The sequence below is a fragment of the Cupriavidus sp. GW821-FHT07C08 genome (assembly GCF_059419025.1).
This window is the reverse complement of sequence record NZ_JBWKQZ010000044.1, coordinates 19,747-46,141: the sequence shown is the minus strand read 5'-3', so window position 1 is coordinate 46,141 and position 26,395 is coordinate 19,747. Positions and strand designations below refer to the sequence as shown.

Sequence of the window (26,395 nt, the reverse complement as noted above, 5' to 3'; positions counted from 1 at the left end):
AACGAGCTGTTCTACATGGACAAGACCATGATGGTGTTCGGCGACGCCAAGAAGGTGGTCGAAGACATGTTCAAGGCAATTCACTGACCGCCAGCGCGAGGCCATGTGCCGCCGCCATTCGGATCGTCACGGGCGCCAATTCCATTCGGACGACGAGCGCGCGTCGAGCACGACATTGCCGCTGGAGAGCAAGGTTTTCACTTCGGAGAAGCCCGCGGCCTCGAGCAGCGCTTGAGTTCGGGCATGCGGGCGTTCATCGGGCTGACGCCGCGAAGAAAGGCAACGTATCGGGGCATGGCTATCTCGTAATTGCTGGCGAACCGCTACACGGCTTGCGGTCAACGGTAAATGCGGGGTGATGTTGATAGTAAGGCGTTCGCTGGCCAATTGGCCAGCGCAGCGGCTCGTCAATGGAGCTGTGTCCGCCGTAGTTGCGAGGTCCCCGCTGCCCATCAATCCTGCAGGCCGCGGCAGCAAGGCTTACCTGGACCGGGGCGTCACCCAAGACGCCGTCGGCACCGTCAGTGGTTTGCGGCCTGTGCGCCCCATGGGACGATCAGTCAAGCAACTGACCCGATTCGTCAAATGGACGTGTGGGCCAGTTGATACAATCGCGAGCCCTATGCAGGCTGGTCCCCCGGCTGGTCGCGCCACCCCGGTTCATTCATTGTGCCGCTCAACGAGCGAAGGCATTTCTCGCCTCAAGGCCGGACCATCCATTGCAGGCTGTAGTAGCAGATACCCTCCCGGAGCCGACCCGGGGTGTGGAGAATTAACGCGCATGCCACCACGTATCATCTCCGCCGTGATCGCGGACGATCACCCGGTGATTCAACTCGCCGTCAAGACCACCCTGAGCGAGATCCCGAATGTCCAGGTTTCTGCGATGTGCGCTTCCGGCAGGGAGCTTTTCGCTGCCCTGGAGGCGCACCGGCCCGATCTCATTGTTACGGATTTCACAATGGGACGTTCCGAAGAGAGCGATGACGGACTTCGCCTGATCCGGCGACTCAAGCAGTCCAGCCCCGACACGCCGATCGTCGTCTTTACGATGCTGACCAACGGCGGTCTGCTCACGCGCATCCAGGAGACCGGTATCGCCGGCATCGTGGGCAAGAACGAGGACCCAGGCATCCTGCGGCAGATCTGCATTGATGCGATCTCCGGCCAGGGCCCGCGTTTGTCGCCGGGGGTATCGGCAAGGATGTCGAGCGCCGGCGCGCTGGCAGGCGCAAGCGCCAGCGCGCTGTCTCCGAAGGAGATCGAAGTCGTGCGGATGTTCGCCGCCGGAAGCACCGTCACCGCAATCGCCGGATACCTCCACCGCACGCTGGCAACCGTGGCGACACAGAAGCGCTCGGCCATGCGCAAGCTGAACATCACCAGCAACGCGGACCTCGTCGCCTACGCGCGCGACAACGGTCTGACCTGATGCAGGGCACGTTCGAGCCGTCGCCCGACCTCCGCGCGGTTGAGCGGAATCTGCAGCGGGAACGCCGGGTCTTCTCGCTGGTGATTGTGTTGCTGGGGCTGCTGGCCGTCGCAATCGCCTCCACGGGCGTGTTCGTTCGGCTCAATGGCTCGCTGCGCGCCCAGGAGCAGGTGGCCCGCCTGTATGAGCAGGGTGTCGTCGATGCCGTCCTCGAACGCCGGAGCACACTGGCCGCGAGCAACCTGTTCCTGGAGCTGCGTGCCAATGGCACGCTTGCGCTCTCACCGGGCAGCCAGGGTGGCCTCTGCACGCAGGTTTTTCCGTCCGCGCCGGCCGACGACGTGCTGCAGCAGAGCTGCGACCAGGCGGCCCGCACGCTGATTGCCGCCAGCCAGAGGCCGTCGATCGAAATGATCTCGATCGCCAGCGGTGCGACGTATCGTTATGAATCGCCCGATGCACCGGGATCGGCGGCGCGGCCGATACCGCCGCCGATGCCACCGGCACTGATCACCAGGACGATCCTTGATCGCTTCCGGAGCCGCGATATCGATGTTCTGCAGGCCGCGAGGGAAAAGCGCGTCGAATGGCTGGGCGTCCCGGCCAGTGCGGCAGGCACCGATCCGGAGATGGTTGGCGCATCGCTGGTCGCGAAGGGCGACACGCTCTACGCGGTCGTGCTGACACGCATCCCGCTGCACGAGCTACTGCGGGATGCCGGGCCCAACCTGTCGATCCCCGAACCGATCGTGTTCGACAGCCTTGGCACTCCGCTGGTCGCGGCCGGCGCACGGGCCAACGCGCAACACCTGAATGCCAGGCTGGAAGCGCGGCCGGACGGATTATTCCACTGGGTCCCGGACTATGGCTGGGCAGTGCGCCGCCCGCCACTCGTGGCAGATTTCGGGCACCTGATCTTCGCGCTCCCGATCGGGCATCAGATTCGGGGGATGACGGAGGAACTGATTGTCATCGGCGCAATCACAGCCGTGCTGATTGCATTGCTGTTCGCGATGTACCGCTACTGGAACTATCGCTTCCTGACCGGCACTTATGCGGAAGCGGCACGTGCGCAGCGGCTCCTGCATGAAGCCCGGCTCGCGACCGAAGCGGCCGCCAGGGCCAGGGTGGCCTTCTTCGCGTCGATGAGCCACGAGATTCGCACGCCGCTTGCCTCGCTGCTGGGTAACATGGAACTCGTCGCAATGGGGCCTCTGGAGCCGGAGCAGCGGATGAGGGTGGGCGCGATGCAGGTGTCGGCCGAAGGACTGCTGCAGATCGTCAACGACGTGCTCGATTTCTCGAAGATCGACGTGGGCGCGTTGAGCATCGAGGTACAGCCCGTATCCGTCACGGAGCTTCTCGGCCGCATCGCGATCGCCCATGCCCCGCTTGCCGCGCAGCGCGGACTGAGCTTCCTGCCGGTGTACAGCAGCCGCATTCCCTCGCAGCTCGATCTCGATCCCGTGCGCCTGACCCAGATCGTCAACAACCTGCTTGGCAACGCGTTCAAGTTCACCCAGGCGGGCAAGATCGTCCTGCGCGCGCAATGGCTGGAAGGGGATCTGGAGATCGTCATCGCCGATACCGGCATCGGCATACCGGATGAGTACCAGGACCGGCTCTTCCAGCCGTTTTCCCAGTTCGCCGACAATCGGATCGCCCAGGCGCGGGGAACCGGGCTGGGCCTGTCGATCTGCATGCGGCTGGTGGAACGGATGGGTGGCCGCATCATGCTGGACAGCACCCTGGGCGTGGGAACGCGCGTCACGGTTCGTCTGCCGTTGGGCGTGTCCGACGCGGTGCCGCCCCCGGTGCGCCCAGGCTTGCCGCCGAACCGGACGCTGGTGCTGTCCCGCGAACCCGAGTGCATCGAGGGATTGCTGAACCACTTCGACTGGGGCGCGTGCCAGCCGTCGGCGCGCTCAAACCTGGATGAGCCCGTGGATGCAGACAGCTATGACTGCCTGCTGGTGACCGAGGCATTTGATCCTAGGCACGTCATGGCCTGGTGGCCGAAGCCGGCCTCGGTCGTCTGGCTGAAGCAGTTGGGGCCGCTGGTTGCGACGACACGGCCGGACGGCGGCCGCGAGGTTTCCAGCTATAGCCTCGCAGGCATCCATGCAGCAGCGCTGGCGGTCATCACCGGAGCACAGCCACCGAAGCGGAGCGAGGAAGGCCTTGTCGGGCGCCCCACATCGCCGCTTGTGGGCCACGCCGTGCTGATCGCGGAAGACAACTTGCTGAACCGGAATCTGCTGCGCGACCAGCTTCGCGCGCTGGGCGCGAGAGTCATCGTCGCGGGCAATGGCAGCGAGGCCATGGCGGCACTGAGGGAGAACCGCATGAACGCGGTCCTGACCGATATCGACATGCCCGTCATGAACGGCTTCGACCTGCTTCGGGAAATGAGGCACGCCGGCATCGACATCCCCGTCTACGCCGTGAGCGCAAGCGCGCGGCCCGAGGATGTCGCCGAAGGGCGGGCGAGGGGATTCACTGGCTATCTGACCAAGCCGGTGTCTCTCGCCACGCTGGCGTCGGTTCTTGCACACGGTGACGAGGGCGTGGGCCATGAGGACTTGGAGCAGGCAGCCGCATCGTTCGGTGACGATGATCTCCCCGAGTTGCCACGGATTCCTGCCGGCTATGTCGAAGCATTCCTCGCCCAGACCGGAGCGGATCTCGATGAGTACGACGTGATTCGGGCCGGACGGGACATGACTGGGCTGGCGCAACTGCTGCACCGCATCGCGGGCGGCCTGGCGGTCGTCGGGCCGTCAGAACTGGCGGAGGTGTGCGAAGACCTGCGCGACTACACCGCGGATGCGGATGGCTGGGACGACGAGATCGAGCTTCAGTCCGTGTATATCGCACAAAGCCTCAGGCAGTTGTGCCAGTGCCTGTCCGCTGCCTAGCAGCATTGCCGGCACGCCAGCCTGCCTCTGACTGGGACATGACGTCGTCCTGGCAAGCCTGGCGGGCCTGCATGACGGACCGCGGCTACTCGGTGCAGTAAGCGCAGTTGTCAGTTGGACCGTGCCGAAATAGCCGGTCCACGGTGGCTCAATGCGCCAGCCTGTGAAGCCCTGCAACCCTGCAATCGCGATCCTCTACAGGACAGCGCAGGCTTGCGCGGTGGCGGTGACTGTCAGGCTCACTCGCGCATCATTGCGCAACAGCACGCACAGGTAGCCGCCCGTCAAGTCCTCGGGGCGGGGATCTTCCGGCCACAGGGGCGGAAGCGGCACCGTGGAGGTGTGTTGCGCACCGGCGCCGGCATCGTTCCAGGTGATTGCAATGGGCCGCTCGGACTTCTTGCCGAGGAAGCAGAACGAAGGCGCGGATTGCGATTGCCGCAACGCGGGCCCGGTCTCGCAATGGCCGGAGCGCACCGCCAGCACATCGTGATCGGTCCGATTGACGGCGACGAGCTTCGTCCATGGCCACGGCTCCTGGAACGGGCTCAAGGTCTCGGCGGTTGGGATTGCGCACCCGGACAGGGCGCTGGCCGCTGCGACGGCGACGAGGCCCGCAACGATAGGGGAAACAGCATTCATTGGGCTCTGCGGGTCGGGCGAGCCTGGACTACACCCGAGCGATGTACGACGGGGAACAGGGTAGGTCGGTCACGCCGTGGGGGCTATCAAAGGAATTCGAAAAGCGCCGCCGTACCGGGAGCGGAGCAACGCCGCGCGCCCGGACTTTCGAAGTTCTTTGATAGCCGCGACCGGCCCGCTGCCATAAGGTGTGGGCCTCATCGAGACGTGACCGGCCGCGCCGGTGCACGTCGTCGGCATCCGAATCCAATCGAAGGAACCTGCAGACATGATCAACAACTGCCGCCCGGCCGTGCGGGCCTTTGGCATTGCGCTGCTGATCGCGGGCGCCGGGCAAGCGTATGCGCAGCTCCCGCGCGGACTGGAGTCAAAGGGTCTGCGAGATCAGCCCGATGCGTGCGCGCAAGCCGGACTTGCCTCGAAGCCCGCGGTCTGCCGCGCTGGCGGCGAGCCCGCCAGCAGCAAGTACAACCTTCTGTACGCCGACGCTGCGCCAGCGGACGAAGGCGAGGACGAATCACCATCCCACCGGCACGCGGGACACGCGCGCGATGACGCCTACCGGGGCGGCCCGCGCAACGAGGCAACCGGCTCTTGACCGGCCCGTGCATTGTGCAATCGAGCGTCAACGCTCCATCTCAAAAAATTCGATGAAACTGCGCCCCTATCTGCTGGCGGGCATCGGCCTGCTGGCATCGAGCGAACCTGCTTTCGCATCCGTACTCAGTGGCAAGACCCTGGAGACCGCGGCCAATGCCATCTCCTGGGTGGTTCTGTTCTTCGTGCCGGTGGCAGGGGTCTACCTGTTCTGGATGCTGCATATCTGGCCCGAGAAGATCGCACATCGCAAGCGCCATCCGCAAAAGGAGGCCATCCATTCGCTATGCCTGCTATCGCTCTTCTTTGGGGGCTTGCTGTGGCCGCTGGCCTGGCTCTGGGCGCACACGAAGCCCGTGTTCTACCGGGCCGCTTACGGCACCGACAAGGCACCGGAAGACGATGACGCGCCAGGCCATGACAAGGTGCCGTCGACGCAGGTAGCGGGACATGGAGTCTGTTACGGGCCGAGGAACATCGTCACCCTGCGGGCATCCACGACGATGGACATCGCCAGCTGCAAGCGCGCCGGAAAGGAGCGGATCTGAATGGATGCGCTGCTGCTTGGTGTCTACGCGCTCGCCGTCTGGCTGGTTTTCTTCAAGTTCAAATGGCTGCCTTGGAACACGACGTCCATGGTCATTGTGATCACGATTCCCGTGGTTGCGATGACGATGCTGGTCCTTACGCTCAACGTGGTGGCCCCGTCCTCCCATGACGTGCGGGTGGTGGGCAAGGTCCTGCAGGTGGTGCCACAGGTCCGCGGCCGCATTGTCGAACTGCCGGCCGAAGGCAACCGGCGCTACAAGAAGGGCGATGTCCTGCTGCGGATCGATCCGACTCCCTATCAGGCCTCGGTCAGGCAACTCGAAGGCAGGCTGATGGCCGACGACGCCGCGCTGGCTGAAGCCGAGGCGTCGGCGCGCCAGCTCAGCGAATCGGTGCGCGGCGCGGCCGGACGGGTCAGCACTGTGCAGGCCAGGCTGTCGCTTGCCCGCCAGCGGGCCAAGGAGCATGACGCACTGCTTGCGGCGGGGGCCGGGTCAAAGTTCGACCGGGAAGATGCACTGACCCGCCAGCGTGAACTGGAAGGCGAGCTGGTCAGCGCGCAGGCCACCGAGGATGAGGTCCGGCAGAAGCTGTCGGCCAGAAGCCAGGGGGAGTTTGCCGCCATTGCAACGGCACGCGCGAAACGGGCGGAGACCGAAGTCATGCTCGAGAACGCCCGATGGGAGCTTGAGCAGACCGTCTACCGGGCGCCCTCCGATGGCAAGGTCGTGAACCTGCAGGTGCGCGTGGGCACCATGCTCGTGCCGTTTCCGTTCTCGGCGGCGTTCAGTTTTGTCGAGGATTCGCAGGAGGTTGTTGCCTTCTACAACCAGAACGAGCTTTACAACGTCAAGGAGGGCGATCTCGCCGAGATCTATCTGCCGACGAATCCGGGCGAGATCATCAAGGCGAAAGTCAATTCGATCGTCTGGGCACAATCGCAAGGCCAGATTGCGCAGGGCGGCATGATCCCGAACACCGGCGCCACCGATGTGGTGCCGAACCGGTTCGCGGTCAAGCTCGATCTGCGCGACCAATCCAGCGGGCTGATGCTTCCAGTTGGGGCAGTCGGAGCGGGCGCGATCTATACGGAGCATATGGAGATGTTTCACATCATCCGCATGGTCTTCCTGCGCGTCAGTTCCAAGCTGAACTACCTGGTGTTCAAGCTTCACTAGGCTCACTCGATTTGATTTGCCAGAGATTTGGAAGAGGGAAGTCCGTGTCGTCGTTTCAACTGAAGAAGACCTTGCTGCTGGCGCTTCCGGCCGCCATGCTTTGCGGCTGCGCCCTGCAGACACCGCCCGAGGGCGCGGACCTTCGACGCCAGGCCGTGCCGGCGCTCGAAGGACAGGCCACGTGGGCGAACGCGGCCACGGCCGGCGCCGCCGCCAATGGCTGGCTCGCGACCTTCGACGATGCCGAGCTGCAGCGGCTGGTGCGGGAGGCCATTGCGCACAACGGCGATCTCCGGCTGGCCGCGGTGCGCGTGCAGCAGGCGCAGGCGCTGGTCGCCATCCAGCGCAGCGGTATGCTCCCGAGCGCAGGCGTGAAGGGCAGGGCGGGCAATTCGGAAACACAGATCCTGTCGATCGGCGCGAGCTGGGAGATCGACCTCTGGGGACGCATCCGCGCCCAGTCGCGCGCTGCGGAATCGCAATATGCGGCCACGAGGGACGATTATCTCTGGGCCCAGCGCGTGGTCGCGGCGACCACTGCCAGGGCATGGTTCACGCTGATCCAGAACGCGAAGCTGGAGGATCGACTGCGGCAGACCGCCGCCATTCAGGATGAACTGGTGCGGATCACCGGCCAGCGCGTCGAGATTGGGGTAGCGCCGGAGACCGAGCTGCTGGAAGCGCGGAATGCGCTCCGCGCGCAACGCGACGCAATCGGGAAAGCCGAACTGGCCCGAAGCCAGGCCGCGCAGGCGCTGGAACTGCTGCTGGGCCGCTATCCCGCCGGAGAAATCGCGACCGGGCCGGAACTGCCGGCCATGCCCCCGGCCCCGGCTGCGGGCTTGCCGGCTAACCTGGTCGAGCGTCGGCCCGACCTGACGGCGTCGGCGCACCGTGTTGCGGCGGCCTTCGATATGCGGCAGTCGGCGGAGGCAGCGCGCCTGCCGCGCATTTCCATCAGCGCAGCCATCACCGGCATCCGGAGCGACGTGTTCCTGCTCAACCAGGCCGGCAGCCCGATCAAGGGACTCAATGGTTCGTTCTTCGCACCGATCTTCACGGGCGGAGAGCTCAAGGCCAGGGCGGAGTACTACAGCGCCGAAGAGAAAGCCGCCCTGATCGCCTATGGCAACACCGCGCTGCAGGCACTGGGCGAGGTGGAGGCGGGACTGCAGGCCGAATCCGGTTATGCCGAACGCACCAGGCAACTGCGGGAGCGGGTGGATGAAAGCCGTGGACTGGTGCAGCGAGAGGAGGCGCGCGCGGGCATCGGCGCCTCGGATACGCGGAGCGTGCTGAAGCAGCGGCAGGTACTCGTGGCCGCCGAGATGGATCTTATCAACGTGCAGGCCGAACACCTTAACCAGCGCATTGCGCTATTGTTGGCGTTGGGTGGTGATTGGAAGGACGAGGCGTCCATGAACGCCTTGAACTGCGCCGAGGCGCTGCCCATGTAGGTCGGCGCGCCGAACGCCATCGTTCCTGCCGAATCTATAAAACTGGTCATTGAATAATTTTGAATGTGAGCTTGAGTCCACTTCACGCCAGCAATCCCCAGTGCTCAGCTCTCGCTACCCGCAGCTGCAGCTGGCGATCACATCGGCTCGAAGTCATGCTGTCTGCAAGGGACACACTGTCTCGATTCACGGTACTGGACCTGCGGATGCGTACCAGACTTGCTGTTCTGCCAGGCAATTCTTCCGCATTGTTGAAGAGTGTTTTCCGGACGCGCTGTTTCCTTTCTGCGCACGGAAGGATAGCGTTCTGCTGATCCGTACCAAGACCTGAAGGAAGCCATGCAGTCGTCGCAACCATTCATCCATGAGGCGCATGCGGTCCGCATCGTGTTCGGCGCCGGCACGTCGGACCAGGTTGCAGACGAGGTCGGGCGCCTCGGCGCCAGGCGTGCCCTGGTCCTCTGCACGCCCAACCAGGTTGCCGAGGCCCAGCGCGTTTCCGACTTGCTGGACTCGCTGTCGGCCGGCATCTTCCCGGGCGCCGTCATGCACGTGCCGGTGGAGAGCGCCCGCGAGGCGGTGGCACGTGCCCGTGCGGCCGGCGCCGATTGCGTGGTGGCCATCGGCGGCGGTTCGACCACCGGACTGGGCAAGGCCATTGCGCTGGAAACCGGCATGCCGATCCTGGCTATTCCGACCAGTTACGCCGGCTCGGAGATGACGCCCATCTACGGACTCACGGAGGCAGGCCTGAAGAAGACGGGCCGCGATCCGCGCGTGCTGCCACGCACCGTCATCTACGATCCGGCACTGACGGTCGGGCTGCCCGTCGGGCTGACCGTGACTAGCGGCCTGAACGCGATCGCCCATGCCGCCGAAGGACTATATGCCCGCGACGCCAACCCGGTGATGTCGCTGATGGCCGAGGAGGGCATCCGGGCGCTCGCCGCCGGCATCCCCGCGGTCTTTCGTGAACCGACCGATCTCGACGCGCGCGCGCAGTGCCTGTACGGCGCGTGGCTGTGTGGCACCGTGCTCGGCAGCGTCGGCATGGCGCTCCATCACAAGCTGTGCCACACGCTGGGCGGCAGCTTTAACCTGCCGCATGCCGAGACCCACGCCATTGTGCTGCCCCATGCCATGGCGTATAACGCGGCGGCAGCACCGGAGGCGATGGCACGCATTCAGCGGGCCACCGGCGCGACCGGGGTTTCGGCGCCAGCGGCATTGTTCGACCTGGCCGCGCGCCATGGCACACCGGTCGCTCTGCGCGATATCGGCATGCGCGAGCAAGACCTCGAGCGCGCCACCGACATCGCCCTGGCCAACCCCTACTGGAATCCCCGCCCGATCGAGCGCGAGCCGATCCGGGCTCTGCTGCAGGCCGCCTATGACGGCGTGCGTCCGGCATGAACCCATGAATGCAAGCTCACAAACGAGAAACTGGAGAGAGACCATGAAAATTGGGTTTATCGGAACGGGCAAGATTGGCTTGCCGATGGCACGTCATCTGGCCGCGGCTGGAAATGAGGTCCTGGTATTCGACGTGGCTCCCGCGCAGGTGGCGGCTGCGCAGCAGGCGGGCCTTTCCGTTGCGGCGTCGCTTGCCGAAGCGGTTGCCGGGGCAGAGGTGGTGTTCAGCTCCATGCCAAACGATGCCGCGTTCACGGCCGTTTCCGGCCAGGTCGCTGCCGCGGCCAGACCTGGCGCGCTCTACATCGACACCAGCACGATATCTCCTCCAACGTCTGCCGCCGCAGCGCCGGCGCTGGTTGCGCGAGACATCAGCTATCTGCGCGTGACCGTGTCGGGCAATAACCACATGGCCGAGGCGGCCCGGCTGACGACGCTTGTATCGGGGCCAAAGGAGGCCTACGAACGTGTCACGCCGCTGCTGGCTGCACTGGGCCCGGCGCAGTTCTATCTTGGCGAAGCCGAGGAGGCGCGCCTGATGAAGCTGGTCGTCAATCTGCTGATCGGCCTGACCAGCGGCATGCTGGCCGAAGCGCTGACGCTGGGCAAGAAGGGCGGCCTGGACTGGGCCGCCATGTGGGAGGTGATCACCGCGAGCGCCGTGGCCTCGCCGATCGTCAAGGCAAAGTCCGCGCAACTGGTCGCGCATGACTACACGCCCACCTTCACGGTGGACCAGATGCTCAAGGATGTCGGGCTGATCCTCGACGCCGGCGCGGAACTGCGCGTGCCAATGGGACTGACCGCGTTGCTTGGACAGATGCTGCAGGGCGCCGCCGCGCAGGGTATGGCGGGCGACGACTATGCCGCCGTGATCAAGTCGGCGGGACTGGCCGCGGGCTTGCAGCCTGGCTAGTCAATGCCCGGTGCCGGTAGGCCAGCCGCCCCCGGCGGCCTACGAGGTCCACTTGCGCTCGTAATCCATGCGCTGGAAGTGGCTGACCAGGAACTCGATGAACAGGCGCACCCGTGCCGGCAGGTGATGCCTGGTCTGGAATGCGATATTGACAGTCAGCCTGGGCAGATCCCAGTCGTCGAGCACGGGGATCAGCCGGCCCGCGACGATGTCGTCGTAGATGATGTACTTGGGCTGCACCAGGATGCCCATGCCTTCCAGCGCGGCCGCGCGCAGCACCTGGCCCTCGTTGGACTCCATCTTGCTCCGCACCGTCACCACGCGTTGCTCGTCGCCCCGCGTGAACGCCAGCTCGTTGGGCCGGTTGGCGTAGGCGTAGATCATCATCTCGTGATTGACCAGGTCTTCCACGCTGCGCGGTGTGCCCTTGTGGTCGAGATAGCGCGGCGAGGCTGCCAGCACCCGTCGCGTCTGCGCCAGGCGGCGCACGGTCAGGTTGGAGTCCGGCTCGAACTCACGCGTGCGGATCGCCAGGTCGATGCCGCTGTCCATGATGTCGTAGTAGCGGTTGGCGGTCAGGATATTGACGTTCACCTTCGGGTAGAGCGAGGTGAACTCCGGCATCAGCGGCGCCAGGTGCTTCATCGCGAAAGACACCGAGGCCGTAATGGTCAGCGTGCCGCTGGGCTCCAGCACGGTGGCGCTGACGTCGGCCTCGGCCTCTTTCATCTCCGCCAGTACCCCCTTGCAGCGCTTGAGGAACTCCTCGCCCACCTGTGTCAGGAAGAGCCGGCGTGTATTGCGCTCGACCAGCCGCGCGGACAGCCTTTGCTCCAGCGAACTCAGGTAGCGGCTTGCTGCCGCATTCGAGATCTCCAGGCTTTCGGCGGCCTTGGTGATGCTGCCAAGTTCGGCGGTTTGTACGAACAACTCAATTTCGGTCCAGCGGTCCATGCCTTGTCTCCGGCTTCGTTCCGGGCCGCCCGATTCTCCCGTGGCGCGGAAAGAAGATTTCCTTGTACGTCGTTTTTTTCCATTTTTGGCCAGTATAGACTTCATTGCACGCTGGTCGCAAACGTTTGCAAATGACGTTGACGGGCGCCACGACAAGACGCTGAAAAAGCGAAGGCGGCAGCACAAGCGCCCGCCACGACGCAAGGAGACAAAAGCATGACGCGTACCCTGATTCGCGGGGCGACGCTCGTCACGATGGAACCCGCCCATGGCGAGTTCATCGGCGACCTGCTGATCGAAGGCGAGCGCATCGCCGAGATCGCCCCGCATATCGACGCCCCCGATGCCGCGCATATCGACGCGCGCGGCTTTATCGTGGCGCCCGGCTTCATCAACGCCCACATGCATACCTGGCAGACCGCGCTGCGCGGCGTCGCCGCAGGCTGGACGCTGACCGGGTATTTCCGCGAGATGCATGCCGGCCTGGCCACGCGCTTTGCGCCGGAAGATGTCCATATCGCCACGCTCGTCGGCGCATGGAACCAGCTCGATTGCGGCACGACCACGCTGGTCGACTGGTGCCACAATAATCCCACCCCCGCGCATAGCGACGCCGCGCTCGACGCGCTGGAGCAGTCCGGCATCCGCGCGGCGTTTTTGCATGGCTCGCCCAAGCCCGATCCCAAGCCGGGCGTCGCGCCGTTCTGGGAAACTCCGCATCCGCGCGGCGAGGTTGAACGCCTGGCGCGGCGGCTGCAGGGCTCCGGCCTGGTCAGCCTGGGGCTGGCTATCCTCGGTCCGCACTACTCGACGATGGACGTGGTGCTGCACGACTTTGCGCTGGCGCGCGAGTTCGGCCTGCTCGCCAGCATGCACCAGGGCGGGGGCGCCGCGCGTACGCCCGAGGGCTGGGAGCGGCTCGAAGCCGCCGGCCTGCTCGGGCCGCATATCAATATCGTGCACGGCAACAATCTCAGCGACGCTCAACTGGCGCGCTTCGTTGACGCCGGCATGAGCTTCTCGCTTACGCCGGAAAACGAACTGACGCAGGGCCACGGATTCCCGATCACGGGACGGCTGCGCAAGCTGGGCGCGATGCCTTCGCTCGGTGTCGACCTCGAATCCGTGCTGTCCGGCGAGATGTTCATTGCCGCGCGCATCGCGCTCGGCGTGCAGCGCGCGCTGGATCATGCCGCGTTCCGCGCGCAGCACGGCGAGATCGCCGCCGGCCATGAAGTGAGCTGCCGCGAGGCGCTGGCCTGGATCACCGTGGCCGGCGCGCGCATGCTCGGCATGGAAGACCGCATCGGCTCGCTGGCCGCGAACAAGCAGGCCGACCTGGTGCTGATCGACGCGCGGCGGCCCAACATGGTGCCGCTGCACGACCCGGTCAGCGCGGTGGTGATGCAGGCCAGCCTGGCCAATATCGACAGCGTGTTTGTCGCGGGCGTGGCCCGCAAGCGCCACGGCCGGCTGCTGGTCGACGGGCTGCCGGCCGCGCTGGACGCGTTGCGCGCGTCGGGCGAGCGCCTGCTTCGCACACCGGCCCACGCATAACCGACGAGGAGACCATGAACGCGATCACCGAAGTGACCCCCCTGTTCGAGATGCGCGGCATCTGCAAGGGCTTTCCGGGCGTCAAGGCGCTCGACGATGTGTCGTTCGAAATCTACCCCGGCGAGGTGCACATGCTCCTCGGCGAGAACGGCGCGGGCAAGTCGTCGCTGATGAAGGTACTGTGCGGCGTGTATGTGGCCGACGCCGGCGAGTTCTACCACCAGGGCCAGCGTGTCAGCGTGGCCAGCCCGGTCGACACCATGCGGCTCGGCATCGCCGTGATCTTCCAGGAGTTCTCGCTGGTGCCCTACCTGGATATCGCGCAGAACATCTTCCTCGGGCGCGAGCCGCGCGGGCGCGTGCCGGGCTCCGTCGACCACGCGAAGATGCATGCCGAGGCGCGCCGCCTGCTCGACCTGCTGGGCATGGACCTGAGCACGCATACGCCGGTGCATCGGCTCGGCGTGGCGCAGCAGCAGATGATTGAGATCGCCAAGGCGCTGTCGCAGGACGCGCGCATCGTGGTGCTCGACGAGCCGACCGCGGCGCTCTCGGACCGCGAGACCGAGAAGCTGTTCACGGTAATCGGCAAGCTCAAGGCCGAAGGCGTGTCGATGATCTATATCTCGCACCGCATGGCCGAGGTATTCGCGCTGGGCGACCGCATCACCGTGATGCGCGACGGTCGCAAGGTTGGCAGCTATCTGCCCGGCGACGCCACGCCCGATGAACTGGTGGCGCGCATGGTCGGCCGCAAGGTCGACATGAGCTACGCCCGTACGCGCGGCGGCCCCTCCGGCGAGATGGCGCTGGAGGTGCGCGGCGTCAGCGCCGACAGCGGTATCGAAGACATCAACTTGCACGTGCGCGCCGGCGAGATCGTCGGCCTGGCGGGGCTGGTGGGCTCGGGCCGCAGCGAGGTGGCGAGGGCGGTGTTCGGTGCCGACCCGATCCGCCAGGGCGAGATCCACATCTTCGGCAAGCCGATGAAAGGCGGCCCGGACAAGGCGCGCGCGCTCGGCGCGGCACTGATTCCGGAGAGCCGCAAGACCGAGGGCCTGGCGCTGATCCGCTCCGTGCGCGACAACTTGCTGCTGGCCGGACTGCGGCGCGCATTTCCCGCGCATTGGTATCGCAGCGGCAAGGCCGACACGCTGGCTGCGCGCGAGATCGCCCGGCTGCGCATTGCCACGCCTGGCGGCGACCAGCTTGCGCAATTCCTCTCGGGCGGCAACCAGCAGAAGATCGTGATCGGCAAGTGGCTGGTCGCCGAATCGAAGCTGTTTATCTTCGACGAGCCGACGCGCGGCATCGATGTCGGCGCCAAGGCCGAGATCTTCGCTCTGATCGACGGGCTGGTGAAGGAGGGCGCGGCGGTGCTGCTGATCAGCTCCGAGCTGCCGGAAATCATCAACGTCTGCGACCGCACCTATGTCATGCGCGAAGGCCGCATCGCCGGCGAACTCGCGCATGCCGAAATGACCGAGGAAAGCATTTTGCAACTGGGGATGAACGATGCCTGACATGCCTGATATGCACGGTACCCGCGCGCTGCCGCGCGCCTCGCTGCCTGCGCTCACGACCGCGCTGAAGCCGGCGCTCGGCAGGCTGCCCGGATCGGTCTGGGTCCTGCTGCTGCTGACGCTGGTGTTCGCGCTGACGGGGCAGGGCTTCCTGAGCGTGTCCAATCTGCTCAATGTGGGCACGCAGTCGAGCATCCTGCTGCTGATCGCGTTGCCGATGACGCTGATCATCATGACCGAGGGGCTGGACCTGTCGATGGGCGCCGTGCTCACGCTGTGCGGCGTGGCGCTGGCCATGGTGATGGTCGCGACGGGCTCGCTGCTGCTTGCGCTGGCGGTGGCGCTTGGCGTCGGGCTGGTGTTCGGCATGCTCAACGGCGCACTCGTGGCCGGCCTGGGGATTCCGCCATTCGTGGCCACGCTCGGCACGCTCGGCGTGGCGCAGGGCCTCGCGCTGGTGCTCACCGACGGCCAGAGCGTGGTCGGCATCGGCGACATCATTCCGCTGCTTTACTCGGGCGAACTGCTCGGCATCCCGCTGCCGCTTTGGCTCGCCGTGGCGTTCTATGGTCTGTTTCACTGGCTGCTCTATCGCACCCGCTTCGGTGCCTATGTGTTCGCGCTTGGCGGCAACCGTGAGGCGCTCAAGTTCGCCGGCGTGCGAATCAACCGCTGGCTGGTCACGGTGTACGCGCTGGGTGGCGTGATGGCTGGCATTGCCGCGCTGCTACTGACCGCCCGCATGAACGCCGGCCATCCGACGGCGGCGATCGGGCTGGAGTTCGACGCCATTGCCGCGGTGGCGGTCGGCGGCACCACCTTCGATCGCGGCAATGGCTGGTTGCCGGGCACGGTGCTTGGCGTGCTGGCGGTGGGCGTCCTGCGCAACGGCCTGAACCTGGTCGGGGTGCAGTCCTCGATCCAGGTCGCGGCGATCGGCCTGCTGGTGCTGGTGGTGCTGTTGATCGAATCCATCAAGGGGAAAGCATGAATACCTTAACCGCATGGGCCCCGTTGTCGACGGATGCCCGATCGTTTGCCTACCGCCTGTTTGCGCTGGGCCTGCTGTGCGCGGCGCTGGCGCTGGCGTCAGATGCCTTCCTGACGCTGAACAACCTGCTCAACGTGCTGCGCCAGGCCAGCTTGCTGTTCCTGCTGGCGTCGGGCCTGACGCTGGTGATCCTGACCGGCGGCCTGGATCTGTCGGTGGGGGCCAACGTGGCGATGTCCGCGTGCCTGGCCGCGAGCGTGATGAAGGCCACCGGTTCGACCACGCTTGGCGTGGGCGTCGGCCTGGGCAGCGGCGTGCTGATCGGACTCGGCAACGGCCTGCTGGTGGCGGCGCTGCGCATCCCGCCGTTTATCGCCACCTACGGCATGCTCTGGGTGCTGCACGGGCTGACTTACTGGTTCATGGCCGGCGAGACCATCCACGGCTTTTCGCCCGAGTTCCGCGCAATCGGCAGTGGCTATCTGTGGGGCGTGCCGATTCCGGTGTTCCTGATGCTGGCTTTCCTGGTCGCGGGGTCCGCGATCTCGCAGAAGACCACCTATGGCCAGGAGATCTACGCCATCGGTGCCAACCCCGTCGCGGCTAGGCTGTCGGGCGTACCGGTCACGCGCCGGCTGGTGCTGGTCTATGTCGTGAGCGGCGCGATGGCCGGACTGGCGAGCCTGGTGTTCCTGGCGCGCCTGAATTCGGCCGAGGGCGATATCGGCGAGACGCTGACCTTGCCGGCGATTGCCGCGGTACTGATCGGCGGCACCTCGCTGTTCGGCGGCGTGGGCCGGGTCTCCGGCACGCTCGTGGGCGCCATCATCCTGACGCTGGTGCTCAACGGCATGAACCTGCTGACCGTCAGCGCCAACTGGCAGCCGCTGGTCACCGGGATCATCGTGGTGCTCGCGGTATTCCTCGACACGCTGTCGCGGCGCCGGCTCGGCACGCGGTAAGCCATCCAGAAGCAACACCGGCCCGGAGTGCGCCGGCGATATTCCAAAACCAAGGAGACACAAGATGCAAGCGCGTAACCTGAAGCAGATCGCCGCCATGCTGGCCTTCGGCGTGCTGGCCATGCCAGCCGCCCATGCCGATGGCGAACGGATCGCCGTCTTTACCAAGAACCAGACCAACCCCTACTTCCAGGTACTGCGCCAGGGCGCGGACGCGGCGGCCAAAAGTATGAATGCAAAGGTCACGCACTATATCCCGACCAAGCCGGACAGCATTCCGGAGCAGATGAGCCAGATCGAGGACGTCATCGTCAAGAAGGCCGACGCCGTGGTGTTCGTGCCGGTCGACTACAAGGCGATGGGCCCGGGCGTGAAGAAGATCAACGCGGCGAACATCCCGGTGGTCAACGTCACCGACCGCAGCGATGTCGGCACCTTCGTCTCCTTCGTCGGCGCCAGCGACTACGAACTCGGCCTCAAGACCGCCAGCCACCTGTTCAAGGCAATGGGCGGAAAGGGCAATGTGGTGCTGCTGGAAGGGGTCAAGGGCTCGCTGACCAATGTCGATCGCGTGCGTGGCGTGCAGGATGCACTGAAAGCCTTCCCGGGCGTCAAGCTGCTGGCCTCGCAGCCGGCCAACTACCAGCGCCTGCAGGCCCTGCAGGTGATGGAGAACCTGATGCAGTCCTACCCGAAGATCGACGGCGTGTTCGCCGCCAACGATGCCATGGCGATCGGCGCCATTGAAGCGCTGCAGGGCGCCAACCGCAAGGCGCTGGTATCCGGCATCAACGGCACCAAGGAAGCGGTCGACGCGATCAAGGCCGGCACCATGCTCGCCACCGGCGACTACAACGGTTTTGCGCAGGGCTGCCTCGGCACCATGGCGGCGATCCGCAAGCTGCGCGGCCTGCCGGTGAAGCAGGACATCGTGCTGCCTGCCACGGTGGTCGACAAGACCAACTACCAGCCGCTCGACGTACCCGTCGAAAAGCGTGCATGCCCGCGTTGGGAAGACGGCGCCAAGGCATAGCGGCTGCACGCAATCTCAAGGAACAGCATCATGCGCAATCTCGATGAAGAGACCATTACCCAGGCGGTACTGGCCCGCAACGCCGACATGACAGACCGCCGGCTCAAGGAGGTCATGACCAGCCTGATCCAGCACCTGCATGCGTTCGCCAGGGACATCAAGCTGACCGAGGAGGAGTGGGCCGCCGGCATCCAGTTCCTGACGGAGGTCGGCCACACCTGCAACCCCGCGCGCCAGGAGTTCATCCTGCTGTCGGACACGCTCGGCCTGTCCACGCTGGTGACTGCCCAGAACCATCGCAAGCCGCAAGGCTGCACCGAGGCCACGGTGTTCGGCCCGTTCTATGTCGATGACGCGCCCGAGTACGAGCTCGGCGCCGACGTCGGCAACGGCATGAATGGCGAGCCGTGCCTTGTCAGCGGCCAGGTCAGGAGCATCACCGGGGAGGTCGTGCCCGGCGCGAAGCTGGAAGTCTGGCAGGCCGATGCCGAGGGCTTCTACGATGTGCAGGACCCGGAGCGTAGCTGCGCACAGGGACGTGGCACGCTGCACGCCGACGCGGACGGGCGCTTCCATTTCCGGTCCATCGTGGCGCAGTCCTATCCGATCCCGCACGACGGCCCGGTCGGGCGCATGCTCGACGCCATGGGCCGCCACCCGTGGCGCCCGGCGCATCTGCATTTCATGATTTCGGCGCCCGGCTACGAGACGCTGGTCACCCATGTGTTCCGTGACGGCGATAGGTACCTGGATTCCGACGCAGTATTCGGCGTGCGCACCTCGCTGGTGGCCGACTGGGTCCGCCACGAGGCTGGCAACACCCCTGACGGCGGCAAGTCGGACATGCCGTTCTACACGCTCGACTACGACTTCGTGCTCAATCCCGTCAAGCCCACCCAGGCCAACAGATAACGAGGCAAGCCCCATGCTTTACGTATTTCACCTGATCGACAAGCCCGGCGTAGGCGAACTGCGCCTGCGCGTGCGCCCAGAACACAAGGTCTACCTGCGCGCCGTGGAGAACCAGATCGCCTTCGCCGGCCCGCTGCTGGCCGAGGACGGCGAGACCATGGTCGGCAGCCTGCTGGTGATCGACTTTGCATCCATCGAGGCCGCGCGTCGCTGGCTGGCCGAAGAGCCGTTCACGCGGGCCGGAGTCTACGCCACGAGCGCGATTCACGCCTTCAACAATATGTGGCAGCAAAAGACGGGTTTTCCGGTGGCCTGAGGCGCCGGACATTCGCAGAAACAAAGAGAGACAACGCTTCAGCCAGGGAGGCCATTTTGCCCATCGTCAAACATATCGTGATGTGGAACTTGCGCGGGGACAACGAAGGAGAGAAGCGGGATGCTATCGCACGGCTCAAGGGTGCCTTCGAGGGCCTGCGCGGCAGGATTCCCGGCCTGCGGCATATCGAGATCGGCGTCGACTCGAGTCGCGTCGACTATGCCTGCGACGTGGTCCTGTACTCGGAGTTCGACTCGCGCAGCGCGCTCGAGGGCTATGCCAGCCATCCCGAGCACCAGCGCGTCAAGCGTGAGCTCGGCGACCTGCGTATCGCCAGGTATCAGGTCGACTACGACGGCGCCGGGCCGCACGCTGAACCAGATCACTGACCACGTAGCGCATTCATTCAGGTAGGCATGACCGGCCTCGACATTGGTGGCGTCGATTGACCGGCAGGCCAGCATTCAAAGGAGACGGATTGTGAAAGTCGCAGTGGCCGGTTTGGGGTGGTGGGGAAAGCAGATCATCCGCTCATTGGGCAACAGTACCAAGTTCAAGGTGGTCGTGGCCGTCGACCCGATGGTGACCGATGACGGGCGGCAGTTCGCGCGCGAGTCGGGCGTGGAACTCGCCGCCGACCTGGCCGAAGTGCTGGGGCGCAGCGATATCGAAGGCGTGATCCTCGCCACCCCGCATTCGCTGCATGAGCAGCAGGTGTTGTCGGCACTCGAGGCCGGCAAGCATGTCTTCTGCGAGAAGCCGCTGGCGATGACGGCGGACGGCGCGCAGCGTATCGTCGATGCCTGCGCGCGGCAGGGCAAGGTGCTCGGGGTGGGGCACGAGCGCCGCTTCGAACCCGCCATCGTCGAGCTGATGCGCATGGTGCGTGCCGGCGAACTGGGTCGCCTGCTGCATATGGAGGCCAATGTCAGCCATGACCTGTTCCGCAAACTCGATCCGTCGAACTGGCGCCTGGACCAGAAGCATGCGCCGGCCGGCATGATGACGGCGGTGGGCATCCACATCACCGACATCTTTGTCGCCCTGGCCGGCGGCGCGAGCAGCGTACGGGCGCGTACCGAGTCGCTGGTCTTCCCGGAGCCCGTGCGCGACTTCACCACGGCCACCATTGCTTTTGGCTCGCGTGTGCAGGCCACCCTCAGCTTCCTTTCGGTCACGCCGTTCCACGGGCGTATCGCTGTGTTCGGTGACAAGGGCTGGGTGGAGATCGTATCCCAAGGCAACGTCGACCAGGGCCTGCCCACTCGCCTGACGCATTGCAGCGGTACCGGGGTGCCGCCCATGGAGTGCGTCTATGAAGCCAATGACGCCGTGCTGGCCAACTTCGAGGCGTGGGCCGACGCCGTGGCAGGTCTGGGGCAATATCCTTTCACGGCTGGCGAACTGGTGGACAACATCAAGTTGTTCGAGGCCATCGTGCAATCAAGCGAACGGGGCGGCGAAGCCGTCGCGCTGTGAGGACGAGCAGGATTTTTTGGCGTTTCCTCTGCAGCTTGTCTGGACTGGCGCACAGATCTCTCAGCAACGCACTGCAGCCAGCGTCTGGCGGATACCTTTGTCGTAGGGCGTCTTGCGAGTCGGCCCGATCAGCCGCTGCAGCGCCGAGTCGTCCATGACCAGCGGGTCCGTCATCAGGTAATGCATCTCCACCAGTTCGCGCATGAACGGGTTGAACAGGCCCAGCAGGCGCAGCATCGTCTTGCCGGCGACGCGCAGCTTCAGCGTGCGCCCGGTCTGCCGTTCCATTTCCGAGACCAGCTCGCGCTGCGTCGTGACACCGGCGCCCGCCAGGTGCCAGATCTTGCCGAAGGCCGCCGGCGTGTCGATCAGCCGCGCCACCACCGGCCCCACGTCGGGCACGTAGACGAATTCGTGCGGCTGGTCGAGGGGCCCGATCATGTCAGCCGTGCCACCATTCACGGCTGCCTGCGCGGCGCGGTGCAGCAGGCTGGCTTGCACGCCCGGGCCATAGAAGTCAGGCAGCCGCAGCACCGTGGCGCGGATCCGCCCGCTGGCATCGGCCTGCATCAGCAGATCCTCCTGGGCCTTGCGCATGCGGCCTTTGAACGTGTGCGGCTCGCGCGGATGGTCTTCGCGGACCGGGTTGCCGGTCTGGACCCGGCCGTAGGGATAGACGGTGCCGATCAGGATGAAGTGCTTGACGCCAGCGGCCACGGCGCCATCCAGGGTCTTGCGCATCAGCTCGGGGTGCAGCTGGAACTGCCAGTAGTTGACGCCGACCATGTAGATCAGCGTCTCGATGCCGCTGGCGGCGGCTTGCACCGACTCGGGCGAATCGGGATTCCAGGTGACGACCTCGGCGAGCGGGTCCGTCCCGAAGGCTGTGTGCAGGCTGCCCGCGTTGCGGCCGACCACGCGATAGGGCCGGCCCTTGCCGCGCAGCGCAGCGGCCACGCTTTGACCGATCGCGCCGGCTGCGCCGAAGAGAGCGACTTTGGACATGGCGAATCTCCTTTTGAGTTGGCACCAGGGCTGAAAGCGGCTTCAGTCTGCAAGCTCTGTGGCTAAAAGGAAATTGCCTATAATCGGCTGGTTGCTATAAATAAATGCATAGCCATGCCCGAGCGCGAACCAGACTGGGAGTGGTACCGGGCCTTCCTTCATGTGCTGGAGACCGGCTCGCTGTCCGCAGCCGGGCGGGCAATGGGCCTGACGCAGCCGACCGTCGGCCGGCACATCGACAGTCTCGAAGCCGCCCTCGGGCTGAAGCTGTTCACCCGCTCATTCGAAGGATTCGCGCCGACCGACGCGGCGCATGAGCTGAAGCCCTATGCCGCCGGCATTGCCGCGACGGCCGCGGCGATGCGGCGGGTCGCCAGCGGCCACGGTGCGGGCGTGCGTGGCACGGTGCGCCTGTCGGCAAGCGAAGTCATCGGCGTCGAAGTGTTGCCGCCGATACTGGCGGCGCTGCACAACGAGCATCCGGAACTGGAAATCGAGCTGGTGCTGTCGAACCAGGCAGACGACCTGTTGCGCCGCGAGGCGGATATCGCGGTCCGGATGTTCCGCCCGGAGCAGGCAGCGCTGGTGGCCACGCGCGTCGGCGGGATCGAACTGGGCCTGCATGCCCACGAGAGTTATCTGGCATCCCGTGGCGTGCCGAAGTCGCTGGCGGATCTGTCCCGGTTTGCGCTGATCGGCTTCGATCAGGAGAACGCCTTTATCCGCCGCTTGCAGGCCAGGTTCAAAGCCTTCTCGCGCGACGCCCTGGCTTTCCGTGCCAATAGCGACCTGGCCCAGCTGGGCGCGATACGCGCGGGATTTGGCATCGGCGTGTGCCAGTCAGCGCTGGCGGCGCGGGACCCGCGGCTGGTCAGGGTTCTGTCCAACCAGTTTTCGATGACCATGGATACCTGGGTGGCGATGCACGAGGACCTGCGCGAGAGCGCGCGATGCGCGGTGACGTTTGCCGCGCTGGCTGCGGGGCTGCGCGCCTACGCCGAAGGGGCGTAGGCGCATCGGCAAGCTCAGCCCGCAGCGTTCTCCTGCGCCGCGTCGTATTGCCCCAGGCAGGCCATGGCATTCAGCCGTGAGCGCTGCAGCAGCGCCCGTTGCGCTTGCGCCGCGTTGGCGGCATCGCCACGCCAGGCCAGCAGGGGCGGTTCCTGCAAGGCGCGCCCGTAGGAGAAGGACAGCCGCCAGGGCAGCGGGGCAAGCCGGTTCATGGCGTCCAGATTGACGGTGGCCTCGGTGGGCGTCTGGCCGCCGGACAGGAAGAAGATGCCCGGCACCGCTGCCGGCACCGTGCGCTTGAGCACCTGGACGGTCTGCATCGCGACCTCGGCCGGCGCCGCGTGCCCGGCCTCCTTGCCGGGCAGCACCATGCTTGGCTTCAGCAGCATGTGTTCCAGCACCACCGCATGCCGGTCCAAGGCATGAAAGACTGCATGCAGCACCGCCTCGGTGACCTCGGCGCAACGTGCCATGGAGTGCGCGCCATCCATCAGCACCTCGGGTTCGACGATGGGTACCACGCCTGATTCCTGGCAGATCGCGGCATAGCGCGCCAGCGCCTCTGCATTGGCCTGGATGGCAGCCCAGCCCGGCAGTTTGTCCGACACGTTGTAGACCGCACGCCACTTGGCAAAGCGCGCGCCCTGCTGGCGATAGCCGGCAAGCCGCTTGGCCAGCCCGTCGAGACCCTCGGTGACCTCGTCCCCGGGTGCCAGGGCGAGTGCGATCTTGCCCTTGTCCACCTTGATGCCGGGCACGATGCCCTGGCGCGCGGCCAGTTCCGGCAGCGGCGTGCCATCGTCGGCGCGCTGGCCCAGGGTTTCCTCGTACAGGATCACGCCGCTGATGAACTCGCCAAGACCGGGAGTCGACAAGAGCAGGTTGCGCCACGCGCGGCGGTTTTCCTCGCTCGACTCCACGCCGATGCGTTCGAACCGCTTGGCGATGGTCGGGCCGCTCTCGTCGGCTGCCAGCAACCCTTTGCCCGCTTGTGCCAGGGCGTCCACGGTGGCTTGCAGTTCGCTTTTTCTGTCCATGATCAGGCTCCGTGCAGGTGACATAGGAACAAGCATTGGCGCGAAAATGCCGTCGCGCAAGTCACGCGGGGCGAGCAGTGCCTGCCTAAGGTGGCCGCCCGAACGCTTCGCGCAGCTTGCCCTTGGCCTTTTCCAGCGTGGCGCGGCGCGCCTTGGGCAGATGACGGCCGGCACGATTGATGTAGAAATTGAGCATCGACATCGCCGACTGGAACGCCGTGCCCTTGCGGCGCCGGCTGCTCACGGCGGAACGCTTGAGCGAAGCGGCAATTTCCTCGGGGTTGTCCGAGGCGAAAATGTGCGGCTCGAGGTCCAGCGCGTCGCTGCGCTCTGTTACCTGCTGCGACCAGCGCCGCCCCTTGCTGGCGCCAGCTTTGGCGCGGCCCTTTGCCGGCCGGCGGGTGGATTTCGCGGCAGCCATTTCCGGTCCTCCCATAGCTTTATCGGGATCCGTCTAGCCTAGGCAACTTCTCGTCGTCCTGGGGGACTCAGGCGGGACCGGTGCGCGGTGGCAAGACAGCCCGGGCGGTGTGGGATAATTGCGCTTTTGCCCAGGGCGCAGCTCAAGAGGTTGTTCGCACGGGCGCGCAAGGGCCCTTATTCCTGTGGCCCGCTTCCTTTCTGCGATATTTCTTCAGCAATAAAATGCCCACATACCGTTCCAAAACCTCCACCGCCGGCCGCAACATGGCGGGGGCGCGCTCCCTGTGGCGCGCCACCGGCATGAAAGACGAAGATTTCTCCAAGCCCATCGTTGCGGTGGTCAATTCCTTCACCCAGTTCGTGCCCGGGCACGTGCACCTGAAGGACCTGGGCCAGCTGGTCGCGCGCGAGATCGAGGCCGCGGGCGGCGTTGCCAAGGAGTTCAACACCATCGCGGTCGATGACGGCATCGCCATGGGCCACGACGGCATGCTCTATTCGCTGCCCAGCCGCGACATCATCGCGGACTCGGTGGAATACATGGTCAACGCGCACTGCGCCGACGCCATGGTGTGCATCTCCAACTGCGACAAGATCACCCCCGGCATGCTGATGGCCGCCATGCGGCTCAACATCCCGGTGATCTTCGTCTCCGGCGGCCCGATGGAAGCCGGCAAGACACGCCTGGCCAACCCCGTCACCAAGGCCATGGAGTTCAAGAAGCTCGACCTGGTGGACGCCATGGTGATCGCCGCCGACAGCGCCTATTCCGACGCCGACGTGGCCGAGGTGGAGCGCTCCGCCTGCCCCACCTGCGGTTCGTGCTCGGGCATGTTCACCGCCAACTCCATGAACTGCCTGACCGAGGCGCTGGGCCTGTCGCTGCCCGGCAACGGCACGGTGGTGGCCACCCACGCGGACCGCGAGCAGCTGTTCAAGCGCGCCGGCAGCCGCATCGTGGAACTGGCCCGCCAGTACTACGAGCAGGAGGACGCGCGCATCCTGCCGCGCGCGGTGGGCTTCAAGGCGTTCGAGAACGCCATGACCCTTGATATCGCCATGGGCGGCTCCACCAACACCATCCTGCACCTGCTGGCGATCGCGAGCGAGGCGGGCATCGACTTCAGCATGACCGACATCGACCGCCTCTCGCGCGTCGTGCCGCAGCTGTGCAAGGTGGCCCCCAACACCAACAAGTACCACATCGAAGACGTGCACCGCGCGGGCGGCATCATGGCCATCCTGGGCGAGCTGGAGCGCGCCGGCAAGCTGCACACCGACGTGCCCACGGTGCATGCGCCCACGCTCAAGGACGCGCTGGAGCAGTGGGACATCAGCCGCACCCAGGACGAAGCCGTCAGGAACTTCTACCTGGCCGGCCCGGCGGGCATTCCCACCCAGGTGGCGTTCAGCCAGAACACGCGCTGGCCCAGCCTGGACCTGGACCGCGCCGAGGGCTGCATCCGCTCCTACGAGCACGCTTTCTCCAAGGAAGGCGGCCTGGCGGTGCTGACGGGCAATATCGCGCTCGACGGCTGCGTGGTGAAGACCGCCGGCGTGGACGAGAGCATCCTCGTGTTCGAAGGCACGGCCCACGTCACCGAATCGCAGGACGAGGCGGTTGAGAACATCCTCAACGACAAGGTCAAGGCCGGCGACGTGGTGATCGTGCGCTACGAAGGCCCCAAGGGCGGCCCCGGCATGCAGGAGATGCTCTACCCCACCAGCTACATCAAGTCCAAGGGCCTGGGCAAGGCTTGCGCGCTGCTGACCGACGGCCGCTTCTCCGGCGGCACCTCGGGTTTGTCCATCGGCCACTGCTCGCCCGAAGCTGCGGCAGGCGGCGCCATCGGCCTGGTGCGCGATGGGGACAAGATCCGCATCGACATTCCCAACCGCACGATCAACGTGCTGCTGTCCGACGAGGAACTGGCGAGCCGCCGCGAGGCGCAGAACGCCAAGGGGTGGAAGCCGGCCAAGGCGCGTCCGCGCAAGGTGTCTGCTGCGCTGAAGGCCTACGCCAAGCTGGTGATGTCGGCGGACAAGGGCGCGGTGCGGGACTTGTCGTTGCTGGATGACTGATCCCGGGG

General features: G+C 65.8%; 24 protein-coding genes and 1 pseudogene. 19 read left to right on the top strand and 6 right to left on the bottom strand.

Going from position 1 to position 26,395, the window contains the following annotated elements; genetic code table 11:
- Positions 1–147 precede the first annotated feature (147 nt).
- Positions 148–296, bottom strand: a pseudogene (locus AC07UK_RS35930) (DUF1697 domain-containing protein); the annotation flags it as partial.
- A gap of 485 nt (positions 297–781) precedes the next feature.
- Here AC07UK_RS35930 and AC07UK_RS35925 point away from each other — a divergent pair.
- Both AC07UK_RS35925 and AC07UK_RS35920 read left to right on the top strand, forming a co-directional pair.
- Complete coding sequence (locus AC07UK_RS35925) at positions 782–1,432, top strand: response regulator (protein ID WP_436224281.1); 651 nt, start codon at positions 782–784, stop codon at positions 1,430–1,432.
- Positions 1,432–4,350: an ATP-binding protein gene (locus tag AC07UK_RS35920; protein ID WP_494687974.1), complete on the top strand. Its 2,919-nt coding sequence runs from the start codon at positions 1,432–1,434 to the stop codon at positions 4,348–4,350. The genes AC07UK_RS35925 and AC07UK_RS35920 overlap by 1 nt, the downstream gene beginning before the upstream one ends.
- Before the next feature lie 195 nt (positions 4,351–4,545).
- Here the strand turns inward: AC07UK_RS35920 and AC07UK_RS35915 are convergent, their stop codons facing one another.
- Positions 4,546–4,992 carry a hypothetical protein gene (locus tag AC07UK_RS35915; RefSeq protein ID WP_494687973.1) on the bottom strand — a complete coding sequence of 149 codons (447 nt, stop codon included), beginning with the start codon at positions 4,990–4,992 and terminating at the stop codon, positions 4,546–4,548.
- Between the two features lie 268 nt (positions 4,993–5,260).
- Here AC07UK_RS35915 and AC07UK_RS35910 point away from each other — a divergent pair, with 268 nt between their 5' ends.
- From AC07UK_RS35910 to AC07UK_RS35885, 6 genes are all read left to right on the top strand, one after another.
- Positions 5,261–5,590, top strand: coding sequence for a hypothetical protein (locus tag AC07UK_RS35910; RefSeq protein WP_436224278.1), 330 nt, complete (start codon positions 5,261–5,263; stop codon positions 5,588–5,590).
- A gap of 52 nt (positions 5,591–5,642) precedes the next feature.
- Entirely contained in the window at positions 5,643–6,137 is a 495-nt protein-coding gene (locus tag AC07UK_RS35905; protein WP_494687972.1) for a DUF3302 domain-containing protein, read from the top strand.
- Positions 6,138–7,316: an HlyD family secretion protein gene (locus AC07UK_RS35900; RefSeq protein ID WP_436224276.1), complete on the top strand. Its 1,179-nt coding sequence runs from the start codon at positions 6,138–6,140 to the stop codon at positions 7,314–7,316.
- 44 nt (positions 7,317–7,360) lie between these two features.
- Entirely contained in the window at positions 7,361–8,773 is a 1,413-nt protein-coding gene (locus AC07UK_RS35895) for a TolC family protein (protein WP_436224275.1), read from the top strand.
- A gap of 339 nt (positions 8,774–9,112) precedes the next feature.
- Positions 9,113–10,186 carry a maleylacetate reductase gene (locus tag AC07UK_RS35890; protein WP_436224274.1) on the top strand — a complete coding sequence of 358 codons (1,074 nt, stop codon included), beginning with the start codon at positions 9,113–9,115 and terminating at the stop codon, positions 10,184–10,186.
- Positions 10,187–10,229: 43 nt separating this feature from the next.
- On the top strand, positions 10,230–11,102 hold the full coding sequence (locus AC07UK_RS35885; protein ID WP_436224273.1) for an NAD(P)-dependent oxidoreductase: 873 nt from the start codon (positions 10,230–10,232) through the stop codon (positions 11,100–11,102).
- A gap of 39 nt (positions 11,103–11,141) precedes the next feature.
- Here the strand turns inward: AC07UK_RS35885 and AC07UK_RS35880 are convergent, their stop codons facing one another.
- The gene (locus tag AC07UK_RS35880) at positions 11,142–12,056 is read right to left on the bottom strand and encodes a LysR family transcriptional regulator (RefSeq protein WP_436224272.1); all 915 of its coding nucleotides are present in this window, start codon (positions 12,054–12,056) and stop codon (positions 11,142–11,144) included.
- A gap of 216 nt (positions 12,057–12,272) precedes the next feature.
- Here AC07UK_RS35880 and AC07UK_RS35875 point away from each other — a divergent pair, with 216 nt between their 5' ends.
- From AC07UK_RS35875 to AC07UK_RS35835, 9 genes are all read left to right on the top strand, one after another.
- A complete protein-coding gene (locus tag AC07UK_RS35875; protein WP_494687971.1) occupies positions 12,273–13,613 on the top strand; it encodes an amidohydrolase family protein in 1,341 nt (446 codons plus the stop codon).
- 14 nt (positions 13,614–13,627) lie between these two features.
- Positions 13,628–15,136 carry a sugar ABC transporter ATP-binding protein gene (locus AC07UK_RS35870; RefSeq protein ID WP_436224270.1) on the top strand — a complete coding sequence of 503 codons (1,509 nt, stop codon included), beginning with the start codon at positions 13,628–13,630 and terminating at the stop codon, positions 15,134–15,136.
- 1 nt (position 15,137) lies between these two features.
- Entirely contained in the window at positions 15,138–16,127 is a 990-nt protein-coding gene (locus AC07UK_RS35865; RefSeq protein ID WP_436224269.1) for an ABC transporter permease, read from the top strand.
- Positions 16,124–17,089, top strand: a complete 966-nt coding sequence (locus tag AC07UK_RS35860; RefSeq protein WP_114135187.1) for an ABC transporter permease — start codon at positions 16,124–16,126, stop codon at positions 17,087–17,089. Before AC07UK_RS35865 ends, AC07UK_RS35860 begins: the two co-directional genes overlap by 4 nt.
- A gap of 64 nt (positions 17,090–17,153) precedes the next feature.
- The gene (locus tag AC07UK_RS35855; RefSeq protein ID WP_114135188.1) at positions 17,154–18,122 is read left to right on the top strand and encodes a sugar ABC transporter substrate-binding protein; all 969 of its coding nucleotides are present in this window, start codon (positions 17,154–17,156) and stop codon (positions 18,120–18,122) included.
- 30 nt (positions 18,123–18,152) lie between these two features.
- Positions 18,153–19,034 (top strand): intradiol ring-cleavage dioxygenase, encoded by an 882-nt coding sequence (locus AC07UK_RS35850; RefSeq protein ID WP_436224268.1) that lies wholly within the window; start codon positions 18,153–18,155, stop codon positions 19,032–19,034.
- 13 nt (positions 19,035–19,047) lie between these two features.
- On the top strand, positions 19,048–19,350 hold the full coding sequence (locus AC07UK_RS35845) for a YciI family protein (protein WP_436224267.1): 303 nt from the start codon (positions 19,048–19,050) through the stop codon (positions 19,348–19,350).
- Between the two features lie 56 nt (positions 19,351–19,406).
- Complete coding sequence (locus AC07UK_RS35840; protein WP_114135191.1) at positions 19,407–19,739, top strand: Dabb family protein; 333 nt, start codon at positions 19,407–19,409, stop codon at positions 19,737–19,739.
- A gap of 91 nt (positions 19,740–19,830) precedes the next feature.
- Complete coding sequence (locus AC07UK_RS35835; protein WP_494687970.1) at positions 19,831–20,829, top strand: Gfo/Idh/MocA family protein; 999 nt, start codon at positions 19,831–19,833, stop codon at positions 20,827–20,829.
- 60 nt (positions 20,830–20,889) lie between these two features.
- On the opposite strand, the gene AC07UK_RS35830 is transcribed toward AC07UK_RS35835, so the two are convergent.
- Entirely contained in the window at positions 20,890–21,834 is a 945-nt protein-coding gene (locus tag AC07UK_RS35830; RefSeq protein ID WP_436224264.1) for an NAD-dependent epimerase/dehydratase family protein, read from the bottom strand.
- A gap of 114 nt (positions 21,835–21,948) precedes the next feature.
- Between AC07UK_RS35830 and AC07UK_RS35825 the strand changes: the two genes are divergently transcribed.
- The gene (locus AC07UK_RS35825) at positions 21,949–22,845 is read left to right on the top strand and encodes a LysR family transcriptional regulator (protein WP_494687969.1); all 897 of its coding nucleotides are present in this window, start codon (positions 21,949–21,951) and stop codon (positions 22,843–22,845) included.
- A 14-nt stretch (positions 22,846–22,859) separates the two neighbouring features.
- On the opposite strand, the gene AC07UK_RS35820 is transcribed toward AC07UK_RS35825, so the two are convergent.
- Together AC07UK_RS35820 and AC07UK_RS35815 are read right to left on the bottom strand one after the other, a co-directional pair.
- The gene (locus AC07UK_RS35820) at positions 22,860–23,882 is read right to left on the bottom strand and encodes a class I fructose-bisphosphate aldolase (RefSeq protein WP_436224262.1); all 1,023 of its coding nucleotides are present in this window, start codon (positions 23,880–23,882) and stop codon (positions 22,860–22,862) included.
- Positions 23,883–23,967: 85 nt separating this feature from the next.
- The gene (locus AC07UK_RS35815; RefSeq protein ID WP_436224261.1) at positions 23,968–24,303 is read right to left on the bottom strand and encodes a DUF3175 domain-containing protein; all 336 of its coding nucleotides are present in this window, start codon (positions 24,301–24,303) and stop codon (positions 23,968–23,970) included.
- 224 nt (positions 24,304–24,527) lie between these two features.
- Here AC07UK_RS35815 and ilvD point away from each other — a divergent pair, with 224 nt between their 5' ends.
- A complete protein-coding gene (gene ilvD / locus AC07UK_RS35810; protein ID WP_436224260.1) occupies positions 24,528–26,387 on the top strand; it encodes a dihydroxy-acid dehydratase in 1,860 nt (619 codons plus the stop codon).
- Positions 26,388–26,395 lie beyond the last annotated feature (8 nt).